We start from the raw sequence: 22,849 nt of genomic DNA on the forward strand, positions 1-22,849 counted from the left end.
GCTTGGGATGATGCGCACGGGCAATTTTAGAGAGCTTGTTCTTGCAATCATTTTTCGGTGTTTTTTGATCACGGACAGCGGTAGAAAAGAGACACTGTAAAAATTTTGATAACAAATTAGGCCTGAATCAAAGTGTGTCTTGATTCAGGCCTGATCAATTTTCAATGTATGGGTTTAAACGATATGCGTCGGCTTCTCCGGTGTGACGCTTTTTCCGATCTGGTACCAATCGACTTTACGCGTGACTAACATGATGGCGGCCAATACCGCGAACAATAATGCGCTTCCCATAATCAGGGCATTGTTTTCCGATTGCAGCAATCCAAATAAGACCCCATACAACACAGTCAAGGCAATACCAAATCCTAACCCGCGTTTCCAGCTATGTAGAGCATTGCTGAGGTAGACCGCGATCAAGCTTATACATGCACCGCTGGCGACTAAGTACGCTTTCCAAAAGGCGATATGTTCGGACAAACTCAATAACAGCAAGAAGAACAACACCAACGCCAAACCCACCAAGGTGTATTGCACGGGGTGTATGGGCAACTGTTTGAGAATCTCAAATAAGAAGAAAGCGGCGAAGCTCAATGCCACAAAGAGTAAGCCGTACTTCGTCGCACGGTCGGACTGGGAATAGGCATTGACCGGTTCGATAAAAGCAACGCCGAAGCTGTCAATTTGCCCTACTGCTTGCGCTGCGGCGACGACCTCTGGGCCATTTGGATAGCTATTTCGATTGGCGTTGGCGTTCGCAGTCGTGCAGCATTCGGCTTCGAAAATCTGCTGTTGTGCATTGCTAGACAAAGACGAGATATTCCATACGACACTGAAGCCATTGGCATCAATTTTACGTTCGGTCGGTTTAGCCGAAGGTAGGAAGCGACCGAAAAATTGCGGATGCTGCCACTTAGAAGAAACTGTGAATTGATTGTTTTTAGCGATGGGTACAAAGGCCATTTGCTCAATACCATCGATTGTGAGATTCAATTCGAAAGCCATCTTGCCGCCTTGCTGCAAATTCGCCAGCGGTACAGGTGCATGTAAGCCATGACTAAAACGATCGAGCTTACTATTTTGCTTAAACTCGTAATCGGTTTTGGCAAAACTAATTTTGGGAACATTTTTGAGGCCTCGTGTATCGCTTAAACCCAAGCTGATATAAGGCTCGCCTAGCGTAATCGTGGAGTTATTTTTTTCATGAGCAATGGCGTCGAGCTTAGGAATTTCGTAGTCACCGGTCATTGAATGTTGACCGCTATAGACCAAGACTTTATGCATACCGCGATAACGTTGATCGGTATCGACGCTTGCATTGAGCGTCAATTGATCGGGGAACACGAAGATTTGGCGTTTCGTCTTGCGAGAGCGCATGACTTTTTGTTTGCTTGCCTCCTCAATTTCCTCTTCTTGATAATTCTCTGTGTAAGGAATAATGAGTAAAGGTCCAAGTAAGGTCTGACTGGAAACCGAATCTTCGGCAATACTGCGCACCGCTTCATCGCGATATATCATGCGTGAACGTATAGTGCCTTCAATCATCATCAAGGGAATGGCAATCAAGAGCATGAGAACGAGAATACTCAGCGCTTTGAGGAATAGACTTCTTTGCATAGGGACTCCTGTGAAAACGACATGATGAGAAACCGATATGGTTCTCAAGAGTCCACAGCATAAGAAAGTCAAGTGAAGGGAATATGGGGCCGAGCCAGAGAATTGTGTGCTGAATGTGAAGTGGCTTGGAATGAAGAAGGAAAGATGCTGCGCTGCTGCCTACGTCTACGATATCATCATATACATGGCAAACGTAATTGCGCACTCGCGCCGACCACGACATCATTTCCATCAACGACTTTTTTAAGATTGACTAATTGCACGCTACCGCTATGTAAGCTCGCTACTTCTTTGACGAATGGCAAGCCTAGACCGGTACTCTTGGCTGCATCTGGGCGAGGCAAAGAATAAAAACGCTCGAAGATCTTCTCTTCTGCGTAGTCGGGAATGCCACTGCCGCTATCGTCGAGATATAGCCTGACATACCCTTCTTCAACACTCGCATGTAAGCGAATCAAGCCATGCTGTGAGGTGAAGGCAATTGCGTTTTCAAGCAAGTTGCCAAGCGCTTGACGCAGTAGGAGATAGTCGCCGCGTAAATGAATGTCGGGCAAATTGATTTCTACGCGAATGTCCTTCCGCTTGATCGACGTTTGGAAGTCATCGATGACGGTGGTGACCAATTGCGGTAATGCGATGTTTTCCACCTGCTCCAAACGTTGCTGCTTCTCTAAGCGCACTAACTGCAAGAGGCGGTCGATTAATTGTTTTTGCCGTTGGTTTTGTTCAATGATATTGCTCAGAAACCGTTGCCTATCGGCGGCTGGCATGTCTTCCTTGAGCAATTCGGCAGAGCCTTGAATGGCGGCGATGGGGCTTTTGAGTTCGTGCGTTAAGGTATGCATCAAAGTTTCCACATACTCTTTGCCTTCAAGCTTAGCGCGCATGCTCTCTAAGGCTAAACCCAATTCACCGATTTCATTATTGCCGAGCTTGGGTAAAGTCGTTTTCGCATCGACACTGACGGCCTTGGCATAGTCTTGCAAGCGTTTGAGCGAGCGACTTAACCACCAAGAAAAGCCAATGCCGATTAACAGTGATGCCATCAAGATCCAGAAGCTGCGTTGCAGGATTTTCTTTTGGCTACGTTCGACAAAAGGCTTGATGGTAGAGATGGGCTTAGCGACAGTCAGCACGCCGAGCAAGCGTCGTGGTTTGCCGTCGTTGTTATTGTCCATGATGGGCGCTGCCACATGCATCACAGTCGACTCATCATCATTCGGGTCAACCCGTGTACTACGAGCGCCGTATTGACCGCGCAGAGTCAAATACACATCGTTCCAGCGTGAATAATCTTTGCCCACATCTTTCTGATCCGAATCGAAAATCACGATGCCTTTGTCATCGGTGATGTAGATGCGATAGTCGAGTTGCGATTTGGTTTTTTGTACTCCACTGAGTTTGACGTCGATACTGCGTTGGGCGTAGTTTTCTAATCGTTTGAGTAGCTCAGTATGGGCGAGATCACCGTGTTTAACATCTTCGGCGACTAGGCGCGCTAATAGTTGTGCGGTGTCGATCAATGTGTCTTCTAGCGTGGCACGTACACCTGGTCGTACTTCCATCACAAACACATTTAAGACAAACCAAGCCGCTAATCCTAAGATTAAGAAGTAACCGAGTAGGATGCGCAGGCCGATTTTCATCTTCGTTCTTATTAAGCGACCGCGATGCTATAACCCATGCCGCGATGGGTTTCGATAGGATCATCTTTGTCGTTAATCGCCTTGAGTTTGGCGCGCAGCGATTTGACATGAGTGTCGACCGTGCGGTCCATGGTATTGGCAGCGTGGGTCCAGACTTTATCCATCAATTGTGCGCGTGAGAATAGTTGCCCTGGTCTTTCAATTAAGGTCTTCAACAATAAGTACTCGTAACGCGTTAAGATCAATAAATGGCCGTAATACAAAATACGCGCCTCTTCTTCGCGCAATTCAAAACGCTCTGGCACCTCTTTGCTGTTACTGACAGGAGCGAGCTGACGACGTAGTACTGCTCGTACGCGTGCCACTAATTCGCGTGGAGAGAAAGGCTTGGTGACATAATCATCGGCCCCAATCTCTAAACCAACGATGCGATCGACTTCATCACTACGTGCGGTGAGAAAAATCACTGGAAGATTGCTGGTTTGACGCAAGCGACGGCAAACTTCAAAGCCATTGATATCGGGAAGACCGACATCGAGCACCACCAGACTAATCTGGTGATCGGGTGTTTGAAGTAGGTCGAGCGCAGCTTGTCCTAAACTCAGGTGTTTAGGTGTAAAACCATCAGTCGCCAAGGCATAAGCGAGGTTATCAGCGATAGCGACTTCGTCTTCGACCAGTAGGATGTGTTGCGACATAAGCTGAATACAGTCTCGATCAGAAAATGGTTGGTGCAAAAGGATAGTACAAAAGGCAGCACTTCGTAAGGAGGTATTACCCGACTACAGCCTGATATACCAAACGTTTAAATTCAAATGAATACGGATGCCAAAACGCCATCTGTCTTTGCGTCATCAATAGGCCCGCCAAATTATGGCGGGGTGAAATCCACCAATGGGTACCCGCGATACCACCCCATTCGAATTCGCCATGCGCTTGTGGCGGATCATTTTCACCTGGCTGCATGGTCACAGCGCCACCGAAACCAAAGCCTTTACCAGGGACGTCGCCAACGCCCGGAAAAGCAATGCCCCAGCCAGCAGGCAAATGGTTCTGCATCATCAAAGCAATACTTTCTGGCTTTAATACTGCATGACCGCCAGGCATAAAACTACGCATCAAGGCCAGCATATCTTGCATGCTAGAGACTAAACCACCGCCGCCTGAAAAGCGAGGAATAGGTTTCAGGAAAGCTTCTGGATACGGCGATTTTTCGAGTCGCTTCAAATCCCGATTGAGCACATTCATGGGGTCGGTGCCCGCATAATAGGCGGTCAAACGATGATGCTTATGCGGTGGCAACCAGAAGGCAGTGTCATTCATGCCCAGCGGTGAAAAGATCTTGGCGTGCAGGTAAATATCAAAATTATCGCCACTCACCACTTCCACCACGCGGGATAAAACATCGGTCGCAATCGAATACTCCCAAGCGGTACCGGGGTGAAAAGTCAGCGGTAGGTCTTCGAGCACATTGATCAATTCGGACAAAGGCTCAAACGCATTGAGCACCTTGCGTTCGACATAGGCTTTATAAATCGTACTGCCATGGTCAAGCAAACCATAGCTGAGGCCGGACGTGTGGGTCAGCAGTTGGCGGATGGTGATCGAGGAGCGCGCGGGTTCGGTCTGCTCGATACTGGTCGCACCGGGTAACAGAACTTGGCGCTTGCCGAGTTGCGGCAAATAACGCTCGACTGGGTCATCTAAACCTAAGAGCCCTTCTTCGATCAATTGCAAAATGGCGATCGAAGTCACTAATTTGCTATTCGAGAAAACGCGGAACAAGTGCTGATGATCGAGTGGAATTTGGTTTTCGATATCGGCCCAGCCAGCTGCATGAAAATGCACCAAATCTTGTCCATGTAGCACGGCAGAAGACACGCCCGAGAGAATCTTGCGGTCGATATAAGACTGCATCGCAGGGGCGATAGCGCTAAAGTTGTATGGATTGCTGATGATTTTCATGAAGCTATTTGTGGCCAAAACTGGTATTTTATCCTTTCTTGCCACCGCCAAGCGTTCTTCAACATCTTCAATACCATGCCAAGTCTGCCGACTAACTCCAACGCTTCTCAAGAACAGCAAGCCATCAGTCGCTTGCGAGAACTGTTCGAGACAGGCGTCGCTGCGGTGACGCCTGCACAATGCATGCCGCCAGTGATTGCTCGGATACTGCGCGATTTTGACGATCAATTACCGCAACGTACTTTCGTTATCGGTGCCGGAAAAGCGGCGGCCGCGATGGCGCAGACGCTGGAACAATATTGGCCGACCCCGCTGCAAGGTATAGTGATTACGCGCTACGGCCATGCCGTTCCCTGCCAACACATTGAGGTCGTTGAAGCGGCCCACCCGGTGCCGGATCAGGCGAGTTACTTAGCAGCCCAGCGCTTGTTAGCATCGGTGCAAGGCTTAAGTGCAGATGATTTGGTGATCTGTTTGTTATCGGGCGGTGGCTCCGCGTTGATGAGTTTGCCCGCACCCTGTTTGAGCTTGGAACAAAAGCGAGAGATCAATCGCGCTCTGCTGCGTAGTGGTGCCACCATCCATGAAATGAATTGCGTACGCAAACATTTGTCAGCGATTAAAGGCGGTCGCTTAGCGTTAGCCTGTGCTCCTGCACGAGTGATTAGTTTAATTATTTCCGATGTCGCAGGTGATGACGCCGCGATCATTGCGAGTGGCCCTACCTTGATCGATGAGAGTACGAGTGCCGATGCACTCGCCATTTTGCGTACGCATCATATTGCCGTGCCATCGGTTGTGGAAGCGTATTTGCAGTCGCCTCAATCAGAAACGCCTAAGCAATTTCCTTCTGATCTGCGTTCAGATTACGTACTACTCGCCTGTGCGCAAACAGCGCTGGACGCGGCGGCCACTTGGGCGAGAGCGCAGAATATCGATGTCCATATTTTGTCTGATCGTTTGCAAGGCGAAGCGAAAGAACTCGGAAGACAGCATGCGCAGTTAGCGCGTTCGTTTGCCGCACGTGATCTGCAAAGACCGCAGTTACTCTTATCTGGAGGTGAGACGACGGTGCAGGTCAAGGGCCAAGGGCGCGGTGGTCGTAATACCGAATATTTATTGAGTTTATGCATAGGCTTACAAGCGCATCCCCAGATATACGCATTGGCTGCGGATACCGATGGCATCGACGGTAGCGAAGACAATGCGGGTGCATGGCTGACACCGAATAGTTTGCTGTTAGCGCATCATGCGGGTTTGCACGCGTCCGTCTCTTTGGCAGCTAACGACGCCTATTCCTTCTTTGAAACGCTCAAAGCCTTGCTGGTGACGGGCCCAACCTTAAGCAATGTGAATGACTTCCGTGCGATTTTGATACTGCAGAAATGATGTCGGAATGCAACACTTGAGCAAAAATTGACTTAAGACAAGGTCTTTTCCAGCTAATAATCGTATTTATCGTGTTCTTTGGTTTTTTCCCGGTTTTTTGCAGCGACGTACTACCCAGGGACTTCTTATGCATGTCAGCAAACCAGCCTCAGATCTAGCATTGTCGGTATCGATTAATCATGGCCTAAAGCAAGTCATCGAAATCTCGCATCAAATCAACTTGGTCGCCATGAATGCGATCTTGGTGGCGAAGCGTGCAGGGCAACAATCATCCGGTTTCAAAGTGGTGGCGATGGAGTTACGGGTGTTTAGCCAAAAGATGGAAGAAATGATGGCACGTCTGGGCGAGATGATTTTCCGACTGGTGAAACGTATTGCCGATTTACGTAAGCTACAAAAAAACTTAAGTCTTCTCGCCAGTGCCATGAAAAAGACTCAGCGTGCGGCTGAGCAACTACATGCGAGTCACGCACTGAAGTCAGAGCAATTCCAACAGTTACAAGAGGGCGTTGATCATGAATGGCAAAGCTTAGAAGCCGAGGTCAAACGCTCACTCAATCTATGCAGCTCGGGCGCCATGTTGTCCCACAATGCGCGCATTGAAGCGGCCTACGGCGGCACGATGCTGGCCGACATGCAACAAGTCGCAGGACGCATTGAAGAGATTATGAATTTAACGATCTCTTATCTCAAACAACTCACCACCACCATGAAAAACGCATGAAAAAATACCAAACCATATTTGAACAAGGCGATCATAGCTGGGCTGTTATTACGCGTGATCCAGAAAAACCAGACTACTTGATCGACACCAATGAGTATCTGGTGATACAAGGTGACAAAGCGATTTTGACCGACCCCGGTGGTATGGAAATTTTCCCCGAGGTGTTCTCCGCCATTACTTCAGAGATGGATGCGCGCAATATCGTCGCCCTCTTTTCCTCGCATCAAGACCCTGATGTGATTTCATCTTTGTCCTTGTGGTTAGAATTTAACCCTGACTTGAAATGTTATTTGAGTTGGTTGTGGAGCTCGTTTATCCCGCACTTCGGCGGCAATGGCGAAACTTTTATTCCACTTCCCGATGATGGCCTCGATATTAGTTTAGGTCGCATACGCTTACGCGCAGTGCCCGCCCACTACTTGCATTCGTCGGGGAACTTCAATTTGTATGATCCAACCGCTAAAGTTTTCTTTTCTGGGGATGTCGGCGCTGCTTTGTTGCCGCCGGGTGAAGATGATTTGTTCGTTAAAGACTTCGATAAACACATCCGTCATGCGGAAGGATTTCATCGTCGTTGGATGGGCTCGAACGAAGCCAAACTTGATTGGTGTCGACGCGTCAATGATTTGGATATCGATATGCTGTGTCCGCAGCATGGCGCCATTTACCAAGGGGCCGATGTGAAGCGCTTTATTAATTGGTTCTCTGAATTGCAGATTGGTTCCGGCATACGCCGCTAGAAAAACTGCTGCCAGCTTAAGCTACCAAACGTAAAGGCTCTTGGTAGCTTGTTTGATGCTCGCTGAATTCTGGCAGCACGCGACCGTCAACAAATACTTTCAATTCACCCGTTTGAAACGCTGTCCATTGTTCGTTGGTCGTCAATGGCTCGGTCACGATCACAGCCACGCGATCTTGCGGCGTGGTCACTGCGGAAAAATCAATCGCTAAATTCTCATCACTTAATGCCGCGGTGGTGAAGGGAAATTGGCGTTCGACATAATGCAACTTTGTTGAGCAATGCACGTAAAGGGCAGCGCCATTCGACAAAGTAAAGTTGAACGTGCCATGGCTGGCCACTTCAGCGCTGAACTGTTTGAGGAACTGACGCACTTGTTCGATGCTGGGTGCAACATCGCCAAATTCTTGTGTTAGCCCTTGCATCAAAAAGCAAAACGCCAATTCGCTATCGGTATTACCTGCTGGCTGGTAGCTACCGTTCAATACGGGGGCGAAGCTCTTCAAATCGCCATTGTGCGCAAACACCCATTCTTGGCCCCACGCTTCGCGAATGAAAGGGTGGCAGTTCTGCAAAGAAGTTTCGCCTTGCGTCGCCTTGCGAATATGGGCAATCACATTTTTCGATTTAATCGGATGCGTCTTAATCATCTCTGCCAAAGCAGACTCGACTGCTGGTTTGTCGTCGATAAAATGACGAACACCCTTCTCTTCAAAAAACGCGATACCCCAACCATCTTTATGCTCGTCAGTACGCCCACCGCGTTCGGAAAAGCCAGTAAAGCTAAACACGATATCGGTTGGTGTATTGCAGTTCATCGAGAGAAGTTGGCACATAGTCAGATCAAGAAAACGCAGAAAGATGACAGAGGCTATAACTTAACATCGAAGTTTTATATGTTTAAATAATATATTCGGATTTGCTTATGCTGGTTTTGCGTATAAGGCAGAGCGAATGAGTGTTAGGCCTTCATCTTTCTTGACGAATAGTTCTTTAGTTTGGAGATGGCTCACTGCTTGACCAGTGTCCCAGCTTAAGTAGAATGCAACATTCTGGCTATGATTTATTTGTACTAATTGAAAGTTTGCGCGAAGAAATATGATTACACCCGACAGCATGAAAGCGGAACTCGCAGAATGGAACTCTGGTGAAGGCGTTAACCTTGAAACCTGGGTTGGCTGCATGGGCCGTTTTTCATTGGCAGTGGGATATGCAGCAGTATTTTGGCCGGAATTGGTCGAATTTGAAGGCCTTATTTTGAGCCAAGGCTTTTCGGAAGATGCGATACGGAAGCTGATTAATCGGGCAGATTACAATCCACACTCGGTTGAGTGGATGAACAACCATTTACATATCTTAGACATTCAATATGTAGGGTGTGAAGATGCCTCGAGAGATAGGCTGATCGCGCTAGGCAACACTTTGAAAGAGATGTGGGAAGCAAAGTTAAAGTGGCAGTTTCCAGAAAAGCCTTGTAAGGTCGAGTTCTATCAGCCAGACGATATCGATGACCTTTCTCAGTATCAAATCTCGTTTTGGCAAGAAAAGTATGAGCATGCCTAATAAAGGTAAAACGTATTGAGTCCCACACATAGATGAAAAGCGGAAAACAACGGCGGCAGGAAATGAACTTGGATCGAGCGGCGCGCCGTGCGGCAGATGCTGCCCTTGCCCAAAAGGCGAGACTTGAGGAGCGCATCAGGAAAGCGGCCATCGCTAGAGGTGAGAAAATACGTTCACTGGCGTCGGTCAGTAAAAAAATTCTTGTGAATGCTGCGAATTTAGGCCCCAACGTCAGTTGCGGCTGGCCGGAATTCGTTCATCGCGGATACTATGTCGACCTTCCCTTTACATGCAAGGCTTGTGGCGTACATGAGGTCTGGACTGCGACCCAGCAAAAATGGTGGTACGAGTCCGCCAAAGGTGGGGTTTGGACGGCAGCGGTATTGTGTAGACCATGTCGTGTAAAAGAACGTGAGCGCAAAATCACCGCACGTCAGGAGCACTTTGAGGGGCTGGAAAGGAAGCAACTTAATACCAAAGAGTGACAGAGATAATACTCCATGCGATTACGGCTGCTGAAAGAATAGACAGCGAGCGCCAATTAGTTTGCCTTAGAGATTGTGCGGAAAAATTTGACGCTGAGTAGTAGCTTTGCGTATTTGTTTAGAGCGTCGCAATAAATCGAAGATGGTAAGATTCGTACTACTAAAGAAGCAGACTTTGCCTAAGCAGCAAAACACAAGCATCATTTGATTAAGGGTACATGAGCAAACAACTCCTCTTCGTCGACGGTGTCGGCGGCAAGAAATACATGCGCGGTGCGCTGATACGTCACTTCGAGCGTTGCGGCTATACCGTGCATTGTTTTGACTATCTGCCATCGAAACAATCGATTACTCAAATTAAGCAAGACCTCACTGCTGCAGTAGAAAAACTCGCCGCACTTGGTGAGTATGATGCAATCGCTTATTCATTTGGCGGCGTGATATTACGTATGGTTTTGCAGGAATTATCGGATCGAGACATACAGCCGCGTCGACTAGTTTTGCTCGCATCGCCTTTAAAGGCCATGCGTCTGAGTCAACGTATCCGTGATTGGCACACTTATCATTGGATGGCCGGAGAATGCGGACAATTGGTTGCCGATGAAAAACGCATGGCCGCGATTTCTGTGCCGCCTATTCCTACTGCAAGTGTGTATGGATTATGGCCTTGGCTAGGTGCGCTCGGCGTCTTTGCCGGTTTTGGTTTTGATCATGACGGCATGGTAACTGCAGACGAAGCCTGTGCTTCAGAAATGGTAACTCGTTTTCCTGTCTCGGCTAGTCATGGTTTTATTCCATCTAATCAAGAAGCATTGCGTCTGATGCAAAAGTGGTTTGATGATGATTGATGTGCTCATGAGCTCCATATCTATCTAAGACTAGATAAACTCGAAAAACAAATCGGTGTCTGAATGAATGATGAATCAAAAGTGAGGTCGATGCCGCGTGCGTACGTCTACTTCCATATTTCTGGTGAGTATTTGCCTCTTGATCAAATTACCCGCGAAATGGGCATGGAACCCACAGAACAGTGGAGCAAAGGAGATCGCGGTAAATACGTAAACGAACGCCATAAAAGTGGGTGGTCATTGCGCGGCCCATTGGATGAGTCAAACACAGTTTTGAGAGACCATATTGAAGCGTTTCTACCTATATTAGAAACACGTATTGAAGCAGTAAAGCGCTTTAGCGAAAATTTTGACACATACTTGGTTAGTGTTGGTTACTACGATGAAACTGCAAGCCCTGGGCTTTCATTGTCGCGCTCAATGGTGTCAAGAATAGCCGCTTTGGGATTGGCACTTGACGCTGATCTTTATTTCGCCAAAGACAAATAGCCTTATAAGATAGGCTCATGAGAATAGCTGAAAGTTTGTTCAAATTCGGTGAAGTGCTGGAGGAAGTATGAAATATCTAGAAGGAATCAAACGCGCATTAGCCATCGTGATATTGGCATGTTTCTTCTTGCCCTTATCCCAATGTACGACGGTGGTGCAAGAAAATGGAAAACCTGATGCGAAAATGGTCAGTAAGACGGAACAATACGTTCCCTATAAGGCCATTCATTTCGAGAGCATTGATGAAATTCTAGTGATTTCGATCTTTGTCTGGCCGCTTGGTTTTTGGGCCTTAAACCGAAAAACGCGATCAAAGCGTAGTGCGGTGTTGATTAGCCTCACGGAACTACTGTGTGGAATTGCATCTTTAGCTTATCTCGCTTACCTCTTCCTGTTCTGGACCGAGATCAAATGGGCAGGCATCGTGGTGACTGTGGCGTTTGCACTGAGTGTCTTACTATCGATTCGCCTCATTCTCTATCACGCCTTGCGCGAACCGTCGACGCCCTGATTGTCAATTAGCCATAAAAAAAGCACCAGAACAACTGGTGCAAATCATCTGTACAAAGGTACAGGAGGGAGACTATCCGGATATGTAAATAGGTCTGCCGCCTAGCAAACCTTGTTTTCATATCGCTAGTGGGTAGCGAACTCTTTCTCGTGCAACCACGATGCATGGTGCACCGTGCGCTTGCTGGCAGTCCAATCTTCCAACATCTGCGGCGCGATTTCTTTGAGTTTCTTCAGCATTTCTGGTGTCGAGGTATTCGCTGCCAATTCTATGCGATGGCCGTTCGGGTCATTGAAATAAATCGATTGGAATAACTCGTGATTGGTGGGGCCGACTACGCTCAGTCCCATGCTTTCGAGATGAGATTTCGCCGCCAACAAGCTATCGAGGCTATCGACTTGGAATGCTAAGTGTTGCACCCATGATGGCGTATTACGATCTCTATCCATAGGTGGTGAATTCGGAATTTCGAAGAACGCCAGCACATTGCCATTGCCTGCATCGAGGAAGACATGCATATAAGGGTCTTCTTCTTTGGTCGACGGTACGCGGTCTTCGGAAATCGCCAACATGAAGTCCATGCCTAAAGCCTGTTGATAAAATTCGACCGTTTCTTTGGTGTCGCGGCAACGATATGCCACGTGGTGTACGCCTTGTAATGCCATGTTATTCCCCTGTCTTTATTCTTGGACTGTTTAAATTACACCACGACGTTCTTGGTCTTTTTCAATCGAACGGAACAAAGCACCGAAATTGCCCTCACCAAAACTCAGATTGTTTTCGCGTTGGATGATCTCGATGAAGATAGGGCCGATGATGTTTTTCGTAAAAATTTGCAGCAAGTATCCATCATCATCACCATCGACTAAGACCTGATGTTTTGCGATGTGCGCATGATCTTGACGGACGTGAGGCACGCGTTGGAAAACCTCGGCATAGTAGTCATCATCAATATCCAAGGTTTCAATGCCGCTACCATCGAGTTGGTCGAGTGAATGCAGGATGTCTTCGGTTAAGAATGCCAAATGCTGTACGCCAGGGCCGTTATAGTCGCGCAGGTATTCCGCGATTTGATCTTGTTCGTTCTTCGGTTGATTGATAGGAATGCAGAAGCTGCCATCAGGTGAACGTAAGGCATAGCTGGTCAAACCCGTTTTCGCGCCTTGAATATCGAAGTAACGTACCTCCGTAAAGCCGAAAATGCCCTTATAGAAATTTGCCCATTTTTCTTGCTCGCCGAAAGGCACATTATTGGTCAAGTGATCGACCGTTAAGAAACCTTTTTCGGCTTGGATCAAAGGTGAGGCCAAAGCGACGAAATCGCGCTCGTAGATTGATGCGCCGCTGCCTGTTGGCTCGATAAAGTAAATCACACTGTCGCCAATACCATATACCGCTGGGTAAGCATGATCTTTATCCGCATCGGCAACCGCACGTGCCCCGCGTTTGACCGCTTCTTCCAAAGCGAAAGCAGCGTTCTCGACGCGCCAGCCCATAGAGCAAATGGATGGGCCATGCTTTTTAGCGAACTCAGCGGAGAAACCTTGACGTTCATTGTTGATGAGGAAGTGAATATCGTTTTGGCGGAAGTAGCTAATCGCTTTGCTTGGATGTTGGCGCAATTTGGAAAAGCCAAATGCCCAAAATAATTTTTCTAGGTGTTCAGCCGATGGGCCGCAGAATTCGGTGAATTCAATACCGTGCAGTTTGAGTGGATTCGCTTGTGTCATTGTAGGTCTCCAATAGATTTCTGTGGCGCTAACACCCTGTTAGCGACTGTTTTCGCTAATGTAATTAAGATAGATCAACAAAAAAAGCACAATATTTCGCTAAACTTCATCAAGAATTTCGATGATGTTGCAAACGCTTTTTTCAGAATTTGGAGCAAACTTTGAGCCTCGATCTCAATTTCATGTTGGCCCTCGATACCGTGGTGCGCGAAGGCAGCGTCGCTAAAGCCGCACTGCGTTTGCATAAGGCGCAATCGGCGGTCAGTTATCAAATCAAACAGCTGGAACAGCAATTGGGCCTTGATTTGCTCGATCGTGATGGTTACCGGGTAAAGCTCACTTCAGCCGGCGAAGTGGTTTTGAATGAAGGACGACGATTACTAATTCAAGCGAACCAGTTAGAAGCCTTATCGCGCGAACTCAATCAAGAGTGGGAAGCTAAGTTATTCGTGATTGTCGATGGCATCTTGTCGCTGCAAACGGTGCTAAAGGCGCTGAAAGACCTGGCCGACGAAGGTGCGCCAACGCGCGTGCAAGTCAAAGTTGAATTTTTACGCGGCGTTCAACATCGCTTTGAAAGCAAAAAAGCCGATTTAATGATCGTTAAAGACTACACGCCACATCCGCACCTTCATGCCGAAAATTTATCGGAAATCGAATGCGTCTTATGTGTAGCACCCGAGCATGCATTGGCGCAAATGAAGAAAGTGAGTTTGACGCAATTGCAAGAACATACCGAGTTATCGGTGCAAGACTCCAGTCAGAGCGGTAATGACGAGCATGTCTTCGGTAGTGAACGCGTTTTTTATCTTGATGGCTTCTTTGCCAAGAAAGAGGCTTTGTTGATGGGCTTGGGCTACGGTTGGATGCCGAGTTTCTTAGTCAAAGATGAGCTCAAGAAGCGTAAATTAGTTGAAGTGAGATTTGATGAAGGTTCACGCTATCGCTTTGTACCGCGTATGGTGCGCCACCGAGATCAAGCCTTAGGGCGGGCTGGGCGTCGCCTTGTCGAGTTGTTGCGCGCAGAGGCCTAGATCCAGAGTTATGAATCCTCCTGGAAGTGACAAAAGCAGCTCGCATGTCGTACGAAACGCAAATTTTTGCTCCAGCTACAATTGATTGCAGTAAAAACGTTTATGCTACGGATATCGTAGCTTCTATTGCTGATTCGGTAGTCGAGAAAATACTATGCATGAAATGATCAAGATGAAATCATTGTCTGTTTGGAGGCGATACTATCGTCTTGGCGTTTGTATGGGTTTGCTAGCGTTTTCCGTTTCAACTTACGCGCAGAAGACTACCAAGCCCGATAGTAGTGAAGCGAGCAAGGCTGGCGTTGGCGAGACCGTTTTACCCCAGCCTTCGTCTGCAGCGCAAAAACTCTATGCTGCTGCCAAGAATGACCTGCTGCAAATCCGTGTTCTGGTGCGTAATGGGCGTACACAATCTTCCGTCGGTTCGGGTTTTTTTGTAGAAGATACCGATTTGGTGGTGACGAACTACCATGTGATTTCACAAATCGCCCTTGAACCCGAAACGTATGTCGGTGAATTTGTCGACACTAACGACCAACGCGGAACTTTGGAGTTGTTGGCCGTGGACGTCTTGCATGATTTAGCGGTCGTGAAGGTCAGCCGCAAAGGCAAAGGTTTTTTCAAAATACCAAGCACTGCAAATCAGCTGAGCCCATTGGTTCAAGGTCAATATCTGTATTCCTTAGGCAATCCACTTGATCTCGGTTTTGCGATTTCTGAAGGGGCCTACAATGGCGTCATTGCGCGTGCGTTTTACGATCAATTTTTATTCACCGGCCCTATCAATGCGGGCATGAGTGGCGGTCCAAATGTCAACGGCGTCGGCGCGATTGCCGGTGTGAATGTCGCCAAGCGCACCGACGGTGAACTCGTTAGTTTTTTAGTGCCTGCTCGATTTGTGGTGGAGTTGGTTAATCGCGTCAAAGCACAGAAACAAGTGCCCTTAGTATTCAGTGAGGAAGTAGGACGGCAGTTGATCGCACATCAAAATTTCATGGTGGATCGTCTATTAGAGAATAATTTGAGTTCTCGTGTGCTTGGTAAATACCAAGTGCCAGTGCGTGAATCAGACCAGATGCGGTGTTGGGGAAGCTCGAATACCAAAGAAGAAAGTAGTTATGCGGACGATAAAATGAATTGCGCGATGGAGTCCTCGCTTTTCATTTCTGGAAAACTGCAAACCGGTCACATCGCGATTACCCACACATTATTGCAGTCGAAGAGTCTCGATGCGCTACGTTTTTCACGTTTGATTAGTGAGCGTTTCAAGAATCAAATTTTTGCGAGCACACGTTACCCTAGTGTCACTGCACCTGCTTGTCATGAAGACTTTGTGAAGAACGAGGGCGTGTCGATGAGGACTGTGCTATGTGTGCGTGCTTACCGAAAATTCCCTGAGCTGTACGACTTCATCATGATCAGCACTACATTAGATCAGGCCAAAGAAGTACTGCAGAGCCGTTTGGACACGCGTGGTGTGTCATATCAAAACGGTATGCGGGTTGCCCGATTGTTCTTAAAGAGTATCGCTTTGAACTCGAATAACGCCGGGGCTGATAAGAAAGTGGAGGCCAAATGAGTGCACCTTTCTTCGTCGAATTATTGAACCGCAATGGCGAAGTCGAGCAGCGTGTTCGAGTCGAGCAGCTGCCGATACGCATTGGACGCTCCTACGAAAACGAAGTCATTCTCGATGACGAGCACGTTGCGGCGCGTCACGCTATTGTTGAAGAAAACGCCGACGGCAATTTGCAAATCCGAGATCTCGATAGCCGCAATGGCATGTCGTCGCAAGGTAGACGACAAAGCCAGTTAGAGCTGACAGGGTATACCGTAGTGCGACTCGGACAAAGTCATTTGCGCGTGCGGCGCTCGAATTTTGAGGTGGAGCCAGAGACTGTTGATACTAGCAATTATCAATGGGAAGGCTGGCGTCCGGCGTTGGCAGGTGTCGCCATCATCTCCACCCTTACTTGGGTGAGCACTTGGTTGTCGCAAACTGATGGATTTAATCTGCTGGTGTATTTGCAAGCGGTCATTTCTGTTCTACTAGCGGCGCTGTTGTGGAGTGGCATCTGGGCAGCTGCAAATCGTTTGTTTGGGCGCAATCCGCGCTTTGGTCGACATCTCTTTATCGTTGCGAGTGCCATGCTCTTTCTTCAAGCATGGAACGCCCTTGCGAGCTTTTTGGGCTTTATGTTCTCTTGGGAATGGTTCACACGGTATGGTAGCCATATCGACATTTTGGTGTTGGCCATCGCGATTTATATGCACTTAAGTACCATCAAGCGCCGCTATACGCGTGGACTACTGATGACCAGCTTGTTCTGCTCAGCTTTGGGCTCGGGCTTGATCTTGATGACGCATCAAAAAAATACAGGAACCTTCGCCGATGAATTGTATATGGGCGATATCTTTGCTCCAGGCTTACATATTGCGCATGACGAAGATGTCGATCACTTTGCGCAGGCTGCTGATAAGTTAAAGAGCCAAGTGGATAAAGATCGCACAAAGATCTTGCCCCCTGGCGAAATGCAAATTGAGGAAGATTAAAAAGTTGCAGTGAACGTCAACTATCGTGAACTCAATTGACAGACTGATGCTGTCAATCGATACTAAGCCGCATTCAATTTGAGATAGAGTGTTGTATGGTTTTTTACGAAGTCAGTGTAGAAGTGCGTGCCGATTTGGCGACCGCCTTTGAGCAATATATGCGCGACAAACATTTGCCAGAAATTATGGCGACAGGGTGTTTCGTTGCTATTCGCTTTGATCAAGCCACCGAGACCTTATACCGCACTTGCTACCAAGCTGAAACTCTAGAAGATTACGATCGCTACCTGAGCGAACACGCTGCTGATATGCGTTTCGATTTCATGCAACACTTCCCTGAAGGCTGCACGCCAAGTCGTTTGGTCTTTAATGAATTGTTCACCCTGAAGCGGGTAGAAAAAACAGACGAAAAGTTTTTTTGAGCGAACGAATCTTAGTGACTCTTAGTGACTCGATTGATGCAAGCGCACCTCACTTACATCAATCACATTTCATCACTTGTATTTGACTGATATCACTTACCTATACAAAAACGCGAGAAGATCACGCCAAGCAAGTCGTCTGAGGTAAATTCACCGGTAATGCTATTGAGTCTATCTTGCGTCAGGCGTAGCTCTTCAGCGAATAGATCAAGCGATTGATCATTTTGAGCAGCGTATTCTGCGGCTTGTTCCAGATGTTCATGCGCGTGTTTGAGCGCAATCAGATGACGCTCTCGTGCCAAGTACAGCGACTCTCCTGTTTGCTGCCAGCCTGCAATGCGTAGTAATTCTTGGCGTAACAAATCCATACCCAAATGTTCTTGTGCCGACAAATACACCTGAGTTAAATCGTTGACGGTGTCGACGCTAGCGTGATGACCAGAGATATCGATTTTGGTCCACACACAAATCACAGGTACTTCCGCAGGGAAACGCTCAGCGATTTCTTCATCAGCACGTGTGGGGCCGCGGCTTGCATCGAGCAAATGCAAGATGACGTCGGCTTTTTGTACCTCTGCCCATGTGCGTTCGATACCAATACGTTCAACCGCATCGATCTTATTGACAGGTTGGTCGTCGTGCGCAATGTCATCATGGTCGTGACGAATACCAGCGGTATCGATGATATTAAGTGGGATACCTTCGATATGAATGGTCTCTGTCACTTTGTCGCGCGTGGTGCCAGCAATCGGTGTCACGATAGCGATATCATCACCCGCCAAGGCATTGAGCAAAGAAGATTTACCCACGTTCGGCTGCCCAGCTAAAACCACGTTTAAACCTTCACGCAGTAAAGCGCCCTGCGCTGCTTGTTCGAACACTGCGCGTAAGGACTTTTGAATGTCGGCGAGTTGACCGCGCGCATCCGATTTCTCTAAGAAGTCGATTTCTTCTTCCGGAAAATCGAGCGTCGCTTCGACCAGCATCCGTAAATGCACAACCTTCTCGACTAAGGTATGAATCACTTTCGAGAAAGCACCTGACATTGATTGCGATGCTGATTTCGCGGCCGCTTCGGTCGAAGCTTCGATCAAATCAGAAACCGCCTCGGCCTGCGCCAAGTCGAGTTTGTCGTTCATGAAGGCACGTTGCGTAAATTCGCCAGGCTCGGCCAAACGCAAACCTTGTTCTTTGCCGGCCTCAAGACAGCGACCGAGTAACATCTGCATGACGACCGGGCCGCCATGGCCTTGTAGCTCCAACACATCTTCACCCGTATAGGAATGCGGTGCTTTAAAAGCGATCGCTAAGCCTTGGTCAATCACGGTGCCATCGGCTTGTTTGAAGTCGAGATAGGTGGCGTGGCGCGGCTTGAGCGCGGTGCTGCCGAACAAAGCTTGTGTGATGCCGCTAAGGTCTTTACCCGAAATGCGCACGACGCCAATCCCGCCTCGGCCTGGTGCGGTGGCAATTGCAACGATGGGTGTGCTGTCGTAGTGATGTGTCATGAGGAAATTCTATACTTGCTTTAGGGAAATCAGTAGATAAAGCCATTCAAGGCTGTCGTCAAAATACTACAGGTTATGCAGCAAAACGATAGGGATTTTATAACGATGATGATGAAAAAAAAGCCCATTTCGCAATGGGCTTTTTTGCTAACTTCGCCAAACTAATTTGCGTTGTTTTATGTGCGATGCTCAGGTGGCACGATCTTATTGTTGATAACCCACTGCTGAGCAATCGACAAGATATTGTTGACCACCCAGTACAAGACCAAACCAGATGGGAAGAAGATGAACATCACCGAGAACATCAATGGCATGAACAACATCATCTTCGCTTGAATCGGGTCTGCTGGTGCAGGGTTCAATTTGGTCGTGATGAACATGGAAATCGCGTACAACACTGGCAAGATGAACCATGGATCTGGCTTACTCAAGTCGGTAATCCAACCCACCCACGGTGCGCCGCGCATTTCGACTGAGGCTTGCAATACCCAGTACAAAGCCAAGAAGATAGGCATTTGTATCAACATCGGCAAGCAACCACCGAGCGGATTGATTTTCTCTGTTTTGTAGAGTTCCATCATCGCTTGGTTCAGTTTTTGTGGCTCGTTTTTGTACTTCTCTTTGAGTGCTGTCATTTTTGGCGTGACAACCTTCATCTTCGCCATGCTGCGGAAGCCTGCTGCAGACAATGGGAATAAAGCGAGTTTGATACCGATCGTAAACACCACGATAGTCCAACCCCAGTTACCGAGGAATTTGTGGATCAATTCCATGATCCAGAACATTGGCTTGGCGATCATCGATAGTTTCCAATAATCTTTGACCAAATCTAAACCTGGTGCGACTTTTTCCAAGATCGCTGATTCTTGTGGACCGGAATACAAGCGTGAAGTGGAAGACACTTCAGCACCTGGCGCTACCGTTCCCAAGTTGATTACGGAAGAAATGGAATAGATATTGTCACGCACTTTGTCAGTACGAATTTCACGTTGTACTTTGCCGTCAGGGATAAAAGCTGAAACGAAGAAATGCTGGATTACGGCAACCCAACCATTGTTGGCAGAAGTTGGATGATCTGGCGGAACATTCGTCTTAGCGAGACGTTTTTCAATGTCTTCAAATGACAGTTTTTGGAAGAACTTCTCTTCTGTATACACAGCTGGCGCATAGAATTCGGTAGTGCCAGAGAACATGCCGCCAGATTTTGGTTTCGTGCCATCATGAATCAATTGCAGATACAAAGATGGTGTAATTGGTGCCGCTGTCTTGTTAGCTACAGTGTGTTTCACACCAATCACGTAATCACCTTTTTTGAAGGTGAAGGTTTTGGTCAATTTCACGCCAGCTTGCTCAGATTCCAACACCAAGTTCAATTCGTTTGCATCACCTAAAACGCGTGCGCCTGGAACTGCTGTAAAACCAGATTTATGGTTAGGGAAATTGCCGCCGATCAAACCTGTTTGAGCGGCATAAGTGCGGTCTGCAGATTCGTGGAACAACACGACATTTTTCTTCGCATCGTCGCTATCAACATACTTCAACAATTCCAAACGCTTGATTTCGCCGCCTATAGTGTCGATGTCGACCTTCACTACGTCAGTTGTGATCGTGATTGTCTCGCTTTTCACCGCAGTCACTGTGCCGTCTGTAGCCGTTGCAGTTGCGCTAGCTGGGGCGCTAACCGCAGCAGCACTTGCACTGGCAGAGGCCGAAGCATTTGGCGCTTTTGCTTGTTGCGAAACTGGCGTTGGGAAAAACATCGAGCTCTTGCCCGAATGCTGCATCCATTTGTCCCAAAGCAGGACGAGCGACATCGTGAAGATGACCCAAAGGAAGGTACGCTTGATATCCATTTTTTCCATGTGAGTATGTGGTTAGGTGAATAGTTGAATGTTAAATAAAATTTTAATGAATTAAGTCAATAAGCAATATGTCTTTAGCCCAATTCTTTAAGACAGCGGAGCGCTAGAACTAGGCTCAGATGTGGGGGCTGTTTGCTTTTTTTCATCAGGAGCATGTTTGCAAGGGACGGGATCAACACCGCCCGGATGCCAGGGATGGCATTTGCACAAACGTTTACCTGCCATGAACGAGCCGTGTAAAGCACCATATTCGCGAATCGCTTCGGCCGCATATTCTGAACAACTCGGATAAAAACGGCAATTTTGCCCTAACATTGGACTAATCGCTAATTTATAAGCGCGTAACAGAAGAAGCAGCAGCGATTTCATGGTGATGCCCTGCCGTGGCCGAGATCAGCAATGGGGTCACCGATAGAATGAGAAGCAGAAGTGGTGCGTTGCGAATGGAATAGACGTAGAACTTCGTCCCGCAACGCACGTTTCAATTGTGCGTTAGTGGCAGGACCGGCTTTGCTATTGACTGGCTTTGATAAGCGCACAATGCAATCCACATTCACCAGGTTAGACTGTCGAAATATTTCTCGGGTTACGCGCTTGATCATATTGCGTGTCGCCGCCCGAGGGGCAAAGCGTTTTGCTGCAACTACACCGAGCCGCGCATGCGTCAATTCATTGCTACGGGCATAAAGTACGAAATGCGCCGTTCGTTGTACAGGCCGCAAACGAAAAACGGATGAGAACTCATCCGTTTTAACGATTCGTCGTACCCGCGCAAAATCTCCGCCGGACAACTGGTTTTGGGCAAGGTTGGTAGATGAAGTCAAATTAGTCACAATATAAATTTAAACCTATTGAACAAACTAATTGACTGAGTATCAAGAGATACTAAACACACCAACCAAAGCCATCTGTATTCAAGAAATTCAATGTTAGGGATGCAAAGTGAGGCGCTTTTCGCAGCAATACTAGTGCATTGCGAGGACAAGCAACGAAACAGTGCGCCCTAAAATTGGATTTATAGGATGCAGATTAAGCTGCCAGGCGCTTACGGCCTTTAGCACGGCGTGCGTTCAAAACTGCACGGCCACCACGTGTTGCCATACGAGCGCGGAAACCGTGAGTGCGCTTACGACGAACTACGGAAGGTTGATAAGTACGTTTCATGTTGATCTCACTATTTGAGCAAAAAATAAATCGGAATTACGGGTGAGTGCATTGCGCCAGTTGCTTCGATGCGGCCCTGTTATGGAAGAGCACAACTAAACAATAGCAACACGCTATTTACACCACTACTGCCCCCAAAACCGCTGCTCATGGTTTCATCTTGCGACTTTGTCCATGCCGACTTTGGCTTTGCTAGTAGAAGCCAATCGTTTTCTCATTTTCAATAAATTAAGAAATCAGATGACGTCTATACAAGACAAGGTCACATTTAACAAAACAGGGTAGGGAACCCGTAATTAGACACCATTTTCAAGCCCGCTGTCAATCCATTTCGCCCGTTTTATGCGTTTACCAAAAGAGTTAATGAAAAGAAATTTGATCGCGCCTGTGGATAACTATTGCCGTGGAGGGTAGAATAGTGGGCTTGGAAGTATTGCCGTCAGACATCATAATTTTAATGCTTAGTTAACACTTTGCGGTCACACAGCTCCATTATAATCATTGTCGATTTTAGTTGTTTGCTCGCTGTGGCACCCAAAAAATGGGTAAACAATAAATAGTAAGCAAGCAAAGGGCTCTGGCGTAAATAAAGATGGGCAAAGC

Annotated in this window: 24 protein-coding genes; 12 read left to right on the top strand and 12 right to left on the bottom strand. The window is 47.6% G+C overall.

Annotated features, from left to right (window positions below; translation table 11 throughout):
* Window positions 1-174: 174 nt before the first annotated feature.
* The 4 genes from creD to H8K36_RS17215 all read right to left on the bottom strand — a co-directional run bounded on the left by creD (window position 175) and on the right by H8K36_RS17215 (window position 5,225).
* Complete coding sequence (gene creD / locus H8K36_RS17200; RefSeq protein ID WP_186917758.1) at window positions 175-1,614, bottom strand: cell envelope integrity protein CreD; 1,440 nt, start codon at window positions 1,612-1,614, stop codon at window positions 175-177.
* Window positions 1,615-1,790: 176 nt separating this feature from the next.
* Complete coding sequence (gene creC, locus H8K36_RS17205) at window positions 1,791-3,260, bottom strand: two-component system sensor histidine kinase CreC (protein WP_186917759.1); 1,470 nt, start codon at window positions 3,258-3,260, stop codon at window positions 1,791-1,793.
* 11 nt (window positions 3,261-3,271) lie between these two features.
* Window positions 3,272-3,958, bottom strand: a complete 687-nt coding sequence (gene creB / locus H8K36_RS17210) for a two-component system response regulator CreB (protein WP_186917760.1) — start codon at window positions 3,956-3,958, stop codon at window positions 3,272-3,274.
* Between the two features lie 76 nt (window positions 3,959-4,034).
* Window positions 4,035-5,225: a serine hydrolase domain-containing protein gene (locus H8K36_RS17215; RefSeq protein ID WP_222611260.1), complete on the bottom strand. Its 1,191-nt coding sequence runs from the start codon at window positions 5,223-5,225 to the stop codon at window positions 4,035-4,037.
* A gap of 75 nt (window positions 5,226-5,300) precedes the next feature.
* Here H8K36_RS17215 and H8K36_RS17220 point away from each other — a divergent pair, with 75 nt between their 5' ends.
* The 3 genes from H8K36_RS17220 (at window position 5,301) to H8K36_RS17230 (ending at window position 8,078) form a co-directional block, all read left to right on the top strand.
* Window positions 5,301-6,614: a glycerate kinase type-2 family protein gene (locus tag H8K36_RS17220; protein ID WP_186917761.1), complete on the top strand. Its 1,314-nt coding sequence runs from the start codon at window positions 5,301-5,303 to the stop codon at window positions 6,612-6,614.
* A gap of 127 nt (window positions 6,615-6,741) precedes the next feature.
* Window positions 6,742-7,338, top strand: a complete 597-nt coding sequence (locus tag H8K36_RS17225) for a methyl-accepting chemotaxis protein (protein WP_186917762.1) — start codon at window positions 6,742-6,744, stop codon at window positions 7,336-7,338.
* A complete protein-coding gene (locus H8K36_RS17230) occupies window positions 7,335-8,078 on the top strand; it encodes an oxygen-binding di-iron domain-containing protein (protein ID WP_186917763.1) in 744 nt (247 codons plus the stop codon). The genes H8K36_RS17225 and H8K36_RS17230 overlap by 4 nt, the downstream gene beginning before the upstream one ends.
* Before the next feature lie 16 nt (window positions 8,079-8,094).
* Here H8K36_RS17230 and H8K36_RS17235 read toward each other — a convergent pair whose 3' ends face one another.
* Window positions 8,095-8,913, bottom strand: a complete 819-nt coding sequence (locus tag H8K36_RS17235) for a class II glutamine amidotransferase (RefSeq protein WP_186917764.1) — start codon at window positions 8,911-8,913, stop codon at window positions 8,095-8,097.
* A 262-nt stretch (window positions 8,914-9,175) separates the two neighbouring features.
* Between H8K36_RS17235 and H8K36_RS17240 the strand changes: the two genes are divergently transcribed.
* From H8K36_RS17240 to H8K36_RS17260, 5 genes are all read left to right on the top strand, one after another.
* Window positions 9,176-9,640, top strand: coding sequence for a hypothetical protein (locus H8K36_RS17240; protein ID WP_186917765.1), 465 nt, complete (start codon window positions 9,176-9,178; stop codon window positions 9,638-9,640).
* A 62-nt stretch (window positions 9,641-9,702) separates the two neighbouring features.
* On the top strand, window positions 9,703-10,125 hold the full coding sequence (locus H8K36_RS17245; RefSeq protein ID WP_230404780.1) for a zinc-ribbon domain containing protein: 423 nt from the start codon (window positions 9,703-9,705) through the stop codon (window positions 10,123-10,125).
* Window positions 10,126-10,343: 218 nt separating this feature from the next.
* Complete coding sequence (locus tag H8K36_RS17250; RefSeq protein WP_186917767.1) at window positions 10,344-10,973, top strand: esterase/lipase family protein; 630 nt, start codon at window positions 10,344-10,346, stop codon at window positions 10,971-10,973.
* A gap of 63 nt (window positions 10,974-11,036) precedes the next feature.
* On the top strand, window positions 11,037-11,462 hold the full coding sequence (locus H8K36_RS17255; RefSeq protein WP_186920460.1) for a DUF4279 domain-containing protein: 426 nt from the start codon (window positions 11,037-11,039) through the stop codon (window positions 11,460-11,462).
* A gap of 67 nt (window positions 11,463-11,529) precedes the next feature.
* Window positions 11,530-11,973: a hypothetical protein gene (locus tag H8K36_RS17260; protein WP_186917769.1), complete on the top strand. Its 444-nt coding sequence runs from the start codon at window positions 11,530-11,532 to the stop codon at window positions 11,971-11,973.
* 125 nt (window positions 11,974-12,098) lie between these two features.
* On the opposite strand, the gene H8K36_RS17265 is transcribed toward H8K36_RS17260, so the two are convergent.
* Entirely contained in the window at window positions 12,099-12,638 is a 540-nt protein-coding gene (locus H8K36_RS17265) for a VOC family protein (RefSeq protein ID WP_186917770.1), read from the bottom strand.
* A 30-nt stretch (window positions 12,639-12,668) separates the two neighbouring features.
* The gene (gene hppD / locus H8K36_RS17270; RefSeq protein WP_186917771.1) at window positions 12,669-13,703 is read right to left on the bottom strand and encodes a 4-hydroxyphenylpyruvate dioxygenase; all 1,035 of its coding nucleotides are present in this window, start codon (window positions 13,701-13,703) and stop codon (window positions 12,669-12,671) included.
* Between the two features lie 161 nt (window positions 13,704-13,864).
* Between hppD and H8K36_RS17275 the strand changes: the two genes are divergently transcribed.
* The 4 genes from H8K36_RS17275 to H8K36_RS17290 all read left to right on the top strand — a co-directional run bounded on the left by H8K36_RS17275 (window position 13,865) and on the right by H8K36_RS17290 (window position 17,712).
* Entirely contained in the window at window positions 13,865-14,737 is an 873-nt protein-coding gene (locus H8K36_RS17275; protein WP_186917772.1) for a LysR family transcriptional regulator, read from the top strand.
* A 154-nt stretch (window positions 14,738-14,891) separates the two neighbouring features.
* The gene (locus tag H8K36_RS17280; protein ID WP_186917773.1) at window positions 14,892-16,316 is read left to right on the top strand and encodes a S1 family peptidase; all 1,425 of its coding nucleotides are present in this window, start codon (window positions 14,892-14,894) and stop codon (window positions 16,314-16,316) included.
* Entirely contained in the window at window positions 16,313-17,290 is a 978-nt protein-coding gene (locus H8K36_RS17285) for an FHA domain-containing protein (protein WP_186917774.1), read from the top strand. Before H8K36_RS17280 ends, H8K36_RS17285 begins: the two co-directional genes overlap by 4 nt.
* A 95-nt stretch (window positions 17,291-17,385) precedes the next feature.
* Entirely contained in the window at window positions 17,386-17,712 is a 327-nt protein-coding gene (locus H8K36_RS17290; RefSeq protein WP_186917775.1) for a DUF4286 family protein, read from the top strand.
* Between the two features lie 92 nt (window positions 17,713-17,804).
* Here the strand turns inward: H8K36_RS17290 and mnmE are convergent, their stop codons facing one another.
* The 5 genes from mnmE to rpmH form a co-directional block, all read right to left on the bottom strand.
* A complete protein-coding gene (gene mnmE, locus H8K36_RS17295; protein WP_186917776.1) occupies window positions 17,805-19,220 on the bottom strand; it encodes a tRNA uridine-5-carboxymethylaminomethyl(34) synthesis GTPase MnmE in 1,416 nt (471 codons plus the stop codon).
* Between the two features lie 176 nt (window positions 19,221-19,396).
* Window positions 19,397-21,073, bottom strand: a complete 1,677-nt coding sequence (yidC, locus tag H8K36_RS17300; protein WP_186917777.1) for a membrane protein insertase YidC — start codon at window positions 21,071-21,073, stop codon at window positions 19,397-19,399.
* Between the two features lie 96 nt (window positions 21,074-21,169).
* Window positions 21,170-21,451, bottom strand: a complete 282-nt coding sequence (yidD, locus tag H8K36_RS17305) for a membrane protein insertion efficiency factor YidD (RefSeq protein ID WP_186917778.1) — start codon at window positions 21,449-21,451, stop codon at window positions 21,170-21,172.
* Window positions 21,448-21,906: a ribonuclease P protein component gene (gene rnpA / locus H8K36_RS17310; protein WP_329604239.1), complete on the bottom strand. Its 459-nt coding sequence runs from the start codon at window positions 21,904-21,906 to the stop codon at window positions 21,448-21,450. Before rnpA ends, yidD begins: the two co-directional genes overlap by 4 nt.
* A 205-nt stretch (window positions 21,907-22,111) precedes the next feature.
* The gene (gene rpmH / locus H8K36_RS17315) at window positions 22,112-22,246 is read right to left on the bottom strand and encodes a 50S ribosomal protein L34 (RefSeq protein WP_061535510.1); all 135 of its coding nucleotides are present in this window, start codon (window positions 22,244-22,246) and stop codon (window positions 22,112-22,114) included.
* Window positions 22,247-22,849: the final 603 nt, after the last annotated feature.

This window comes from Affinundibacterium nitidum (genome assembly GCF_014284155.1).
GTDB lineage: Bacteria > Pseudomonadota > Gammaproteobacteria > Burkholderiales > Burkholderiaceae_D > Undibacterium > Undibacterium nitidum.

What these genes read in the sequence shown, in the direction of transcription:
- mnmE (WP_186917776.1), bottom strand. Translation starts at nt 19,220, where the DNA reads ATGACACATCACTACGACAGCACACCCATCGTTGCAATTGCCACCGCA.
- H8K36_RS17215 (WP_222611260.1), bottom strand. Translation starts at nt 5,225, where the DNA reads ATGAAAATCATCAGCAATCCATACAACTTTAGCGCTATCGCCCCTGCG.
- H8K36_RS17255 (WP_186920460.1), top strand. Translation starts at nt 11,037, where the DNA reads ATGAATGATGAATCAAAAGTGAGGTCGATGCCGCGTGCGTACGTCTAC.
- H8K36_RS17220 (WP_186917761.1), top strand. Translation starts at nt 5,301, where the DNA reads ATGCCAAGTCTGCCGACTAACTCCAACGCTTCTCAAGAACAGCAAGCC.
- creC (WP_186917759.1), bottom strand. Translation starts at nt 3,260, where the DNA reads ATGAAAATCGGCCTGCGCATCCTACTCGGTTACTTCTTAATCTTAGGA.
- H8K36_RS17260 (WP_186917769.1), top strand. Translation starts at nt 11,530, where the DNA reads ATGAAATATCTAGAAGGAATCAAACGCGCATTAGCCATCGTGATATTG.
- yidC (WP_186917777.1), bottom strand. Translation starts at nt 21,073, where the DNA reads ATGGATATCAAGCGTACCTTCCTTTGGGTCATCTTCACGATGTCGCTC.
- yidD (WP_186917778.1), bottom strand. Translation starts at nt 21,451, where the DNA reads ATGAAATCGCTGCTGCTTCTTCTGTTACGCGCTTATAAATTAGCGATT.
- H8K36_RS17245 (WP_230404780.1), top strand. Translation starts at nt 9,703, where the DNA reads ATGAACTTGGATCGAGCGGCGCGCCGTGCGGCAGATGCTGCCCTTGCC.
- H8K36_RS17280 (WP_186917773.1), top strand. Translation starts at nt 14,892, where the DNA reads ATGCATGAAATGATCAAGATGAAATCATTGTCTGTTTGGAGGCGATAC.
- H8K36_RS17225 (WP_186917762.1), top strand. Translation starts at nt 6,742, where the DNA reads ATGCATGTCAGCAAACCAGCCTCAGATCTAGCATTGTCGGTATCGATT.
- hppD (WP_186917771.1), bottom strand. Translation starts at nt 13,703, where the DNA reads ATGACACAAGCGAATCCACTCAAACTGCACGGTATTGAATTCACCGAA.
- H8K36_RS17235 (WP_186917764.1), bottom strand. Translation starts at nt 8,913, where the DNA reads ATGTGCCAACTTCTCTCGATGAACTGCAATACACCAACCGATATCGTG.
- creD (WP_186917758.1), bottom strand. Translation starts at nt 1,614, where the DNA reads ATGCAAAGAAGTCTATTCCTCAAAGCGCTGAGTATTCTCGTTCTCATG.
- H8K36_RS17265 (WP_186917770.1), bottom strand. Translation starts at nt 12,638, where the DNA reads ATGGCATTACAAGGCGTACACCACGTGGCATATCGTTGCCGCGACACC.
- H8K36_RS17285 (WP_186917774.1), top strand. Translation starts at nt 16,313, where the DNA reads ATGAGTGCACCTTTCTTCGTCGAATTATTGAACCGCAATGGCGAAGTC.
- H8K36_RS17240 (WP_186917765.1), top strand. Translation starts at nt 9,176, where the DNA reads ATGATTACACCCGACAGCATGAAAGCGGAACTCGCAGAATGGAACTCT.
- H8K36_RS17230 (WP_186917763.1), top strand. Translation starts at nt 7,335, where the DNA reads ATGAAAAAATACCAAACCATATTTGAACAAGGCGATCATAGCTGGGCT.
- rpmH (WP_061535510.1), bottom strand. Translation starts at nt 22,246, where the DNA reads ATGAAACGTACTTATCAACCTTCCGTAGTTCGTCGTAAGCGCACTCAC.
- H8K36_RS17250 (WP_186917767.1), top strand. Translation starts at nt 10,344, where the DNA reads ATGAGCAAACAACTCCTCTTCGTCGACGGTGTCGGCGGCAAGAAATAC.
- creB (WP_186917760.1), bottom strand. Translation starts at nt 3,958, where the DNA reads ATGTCGCAACACATCCTACTGGTCGAAGACGAAGTCGCTATCGCTGAT.
- H8K36_RS17290 (WP_186917775.1), top strand. Translation starts at nt 17,386, where the DNA reads ATGGTTTTTTACGAAGTCAGTGTAGAAGTGCGTGCCGATTTGGCGACC.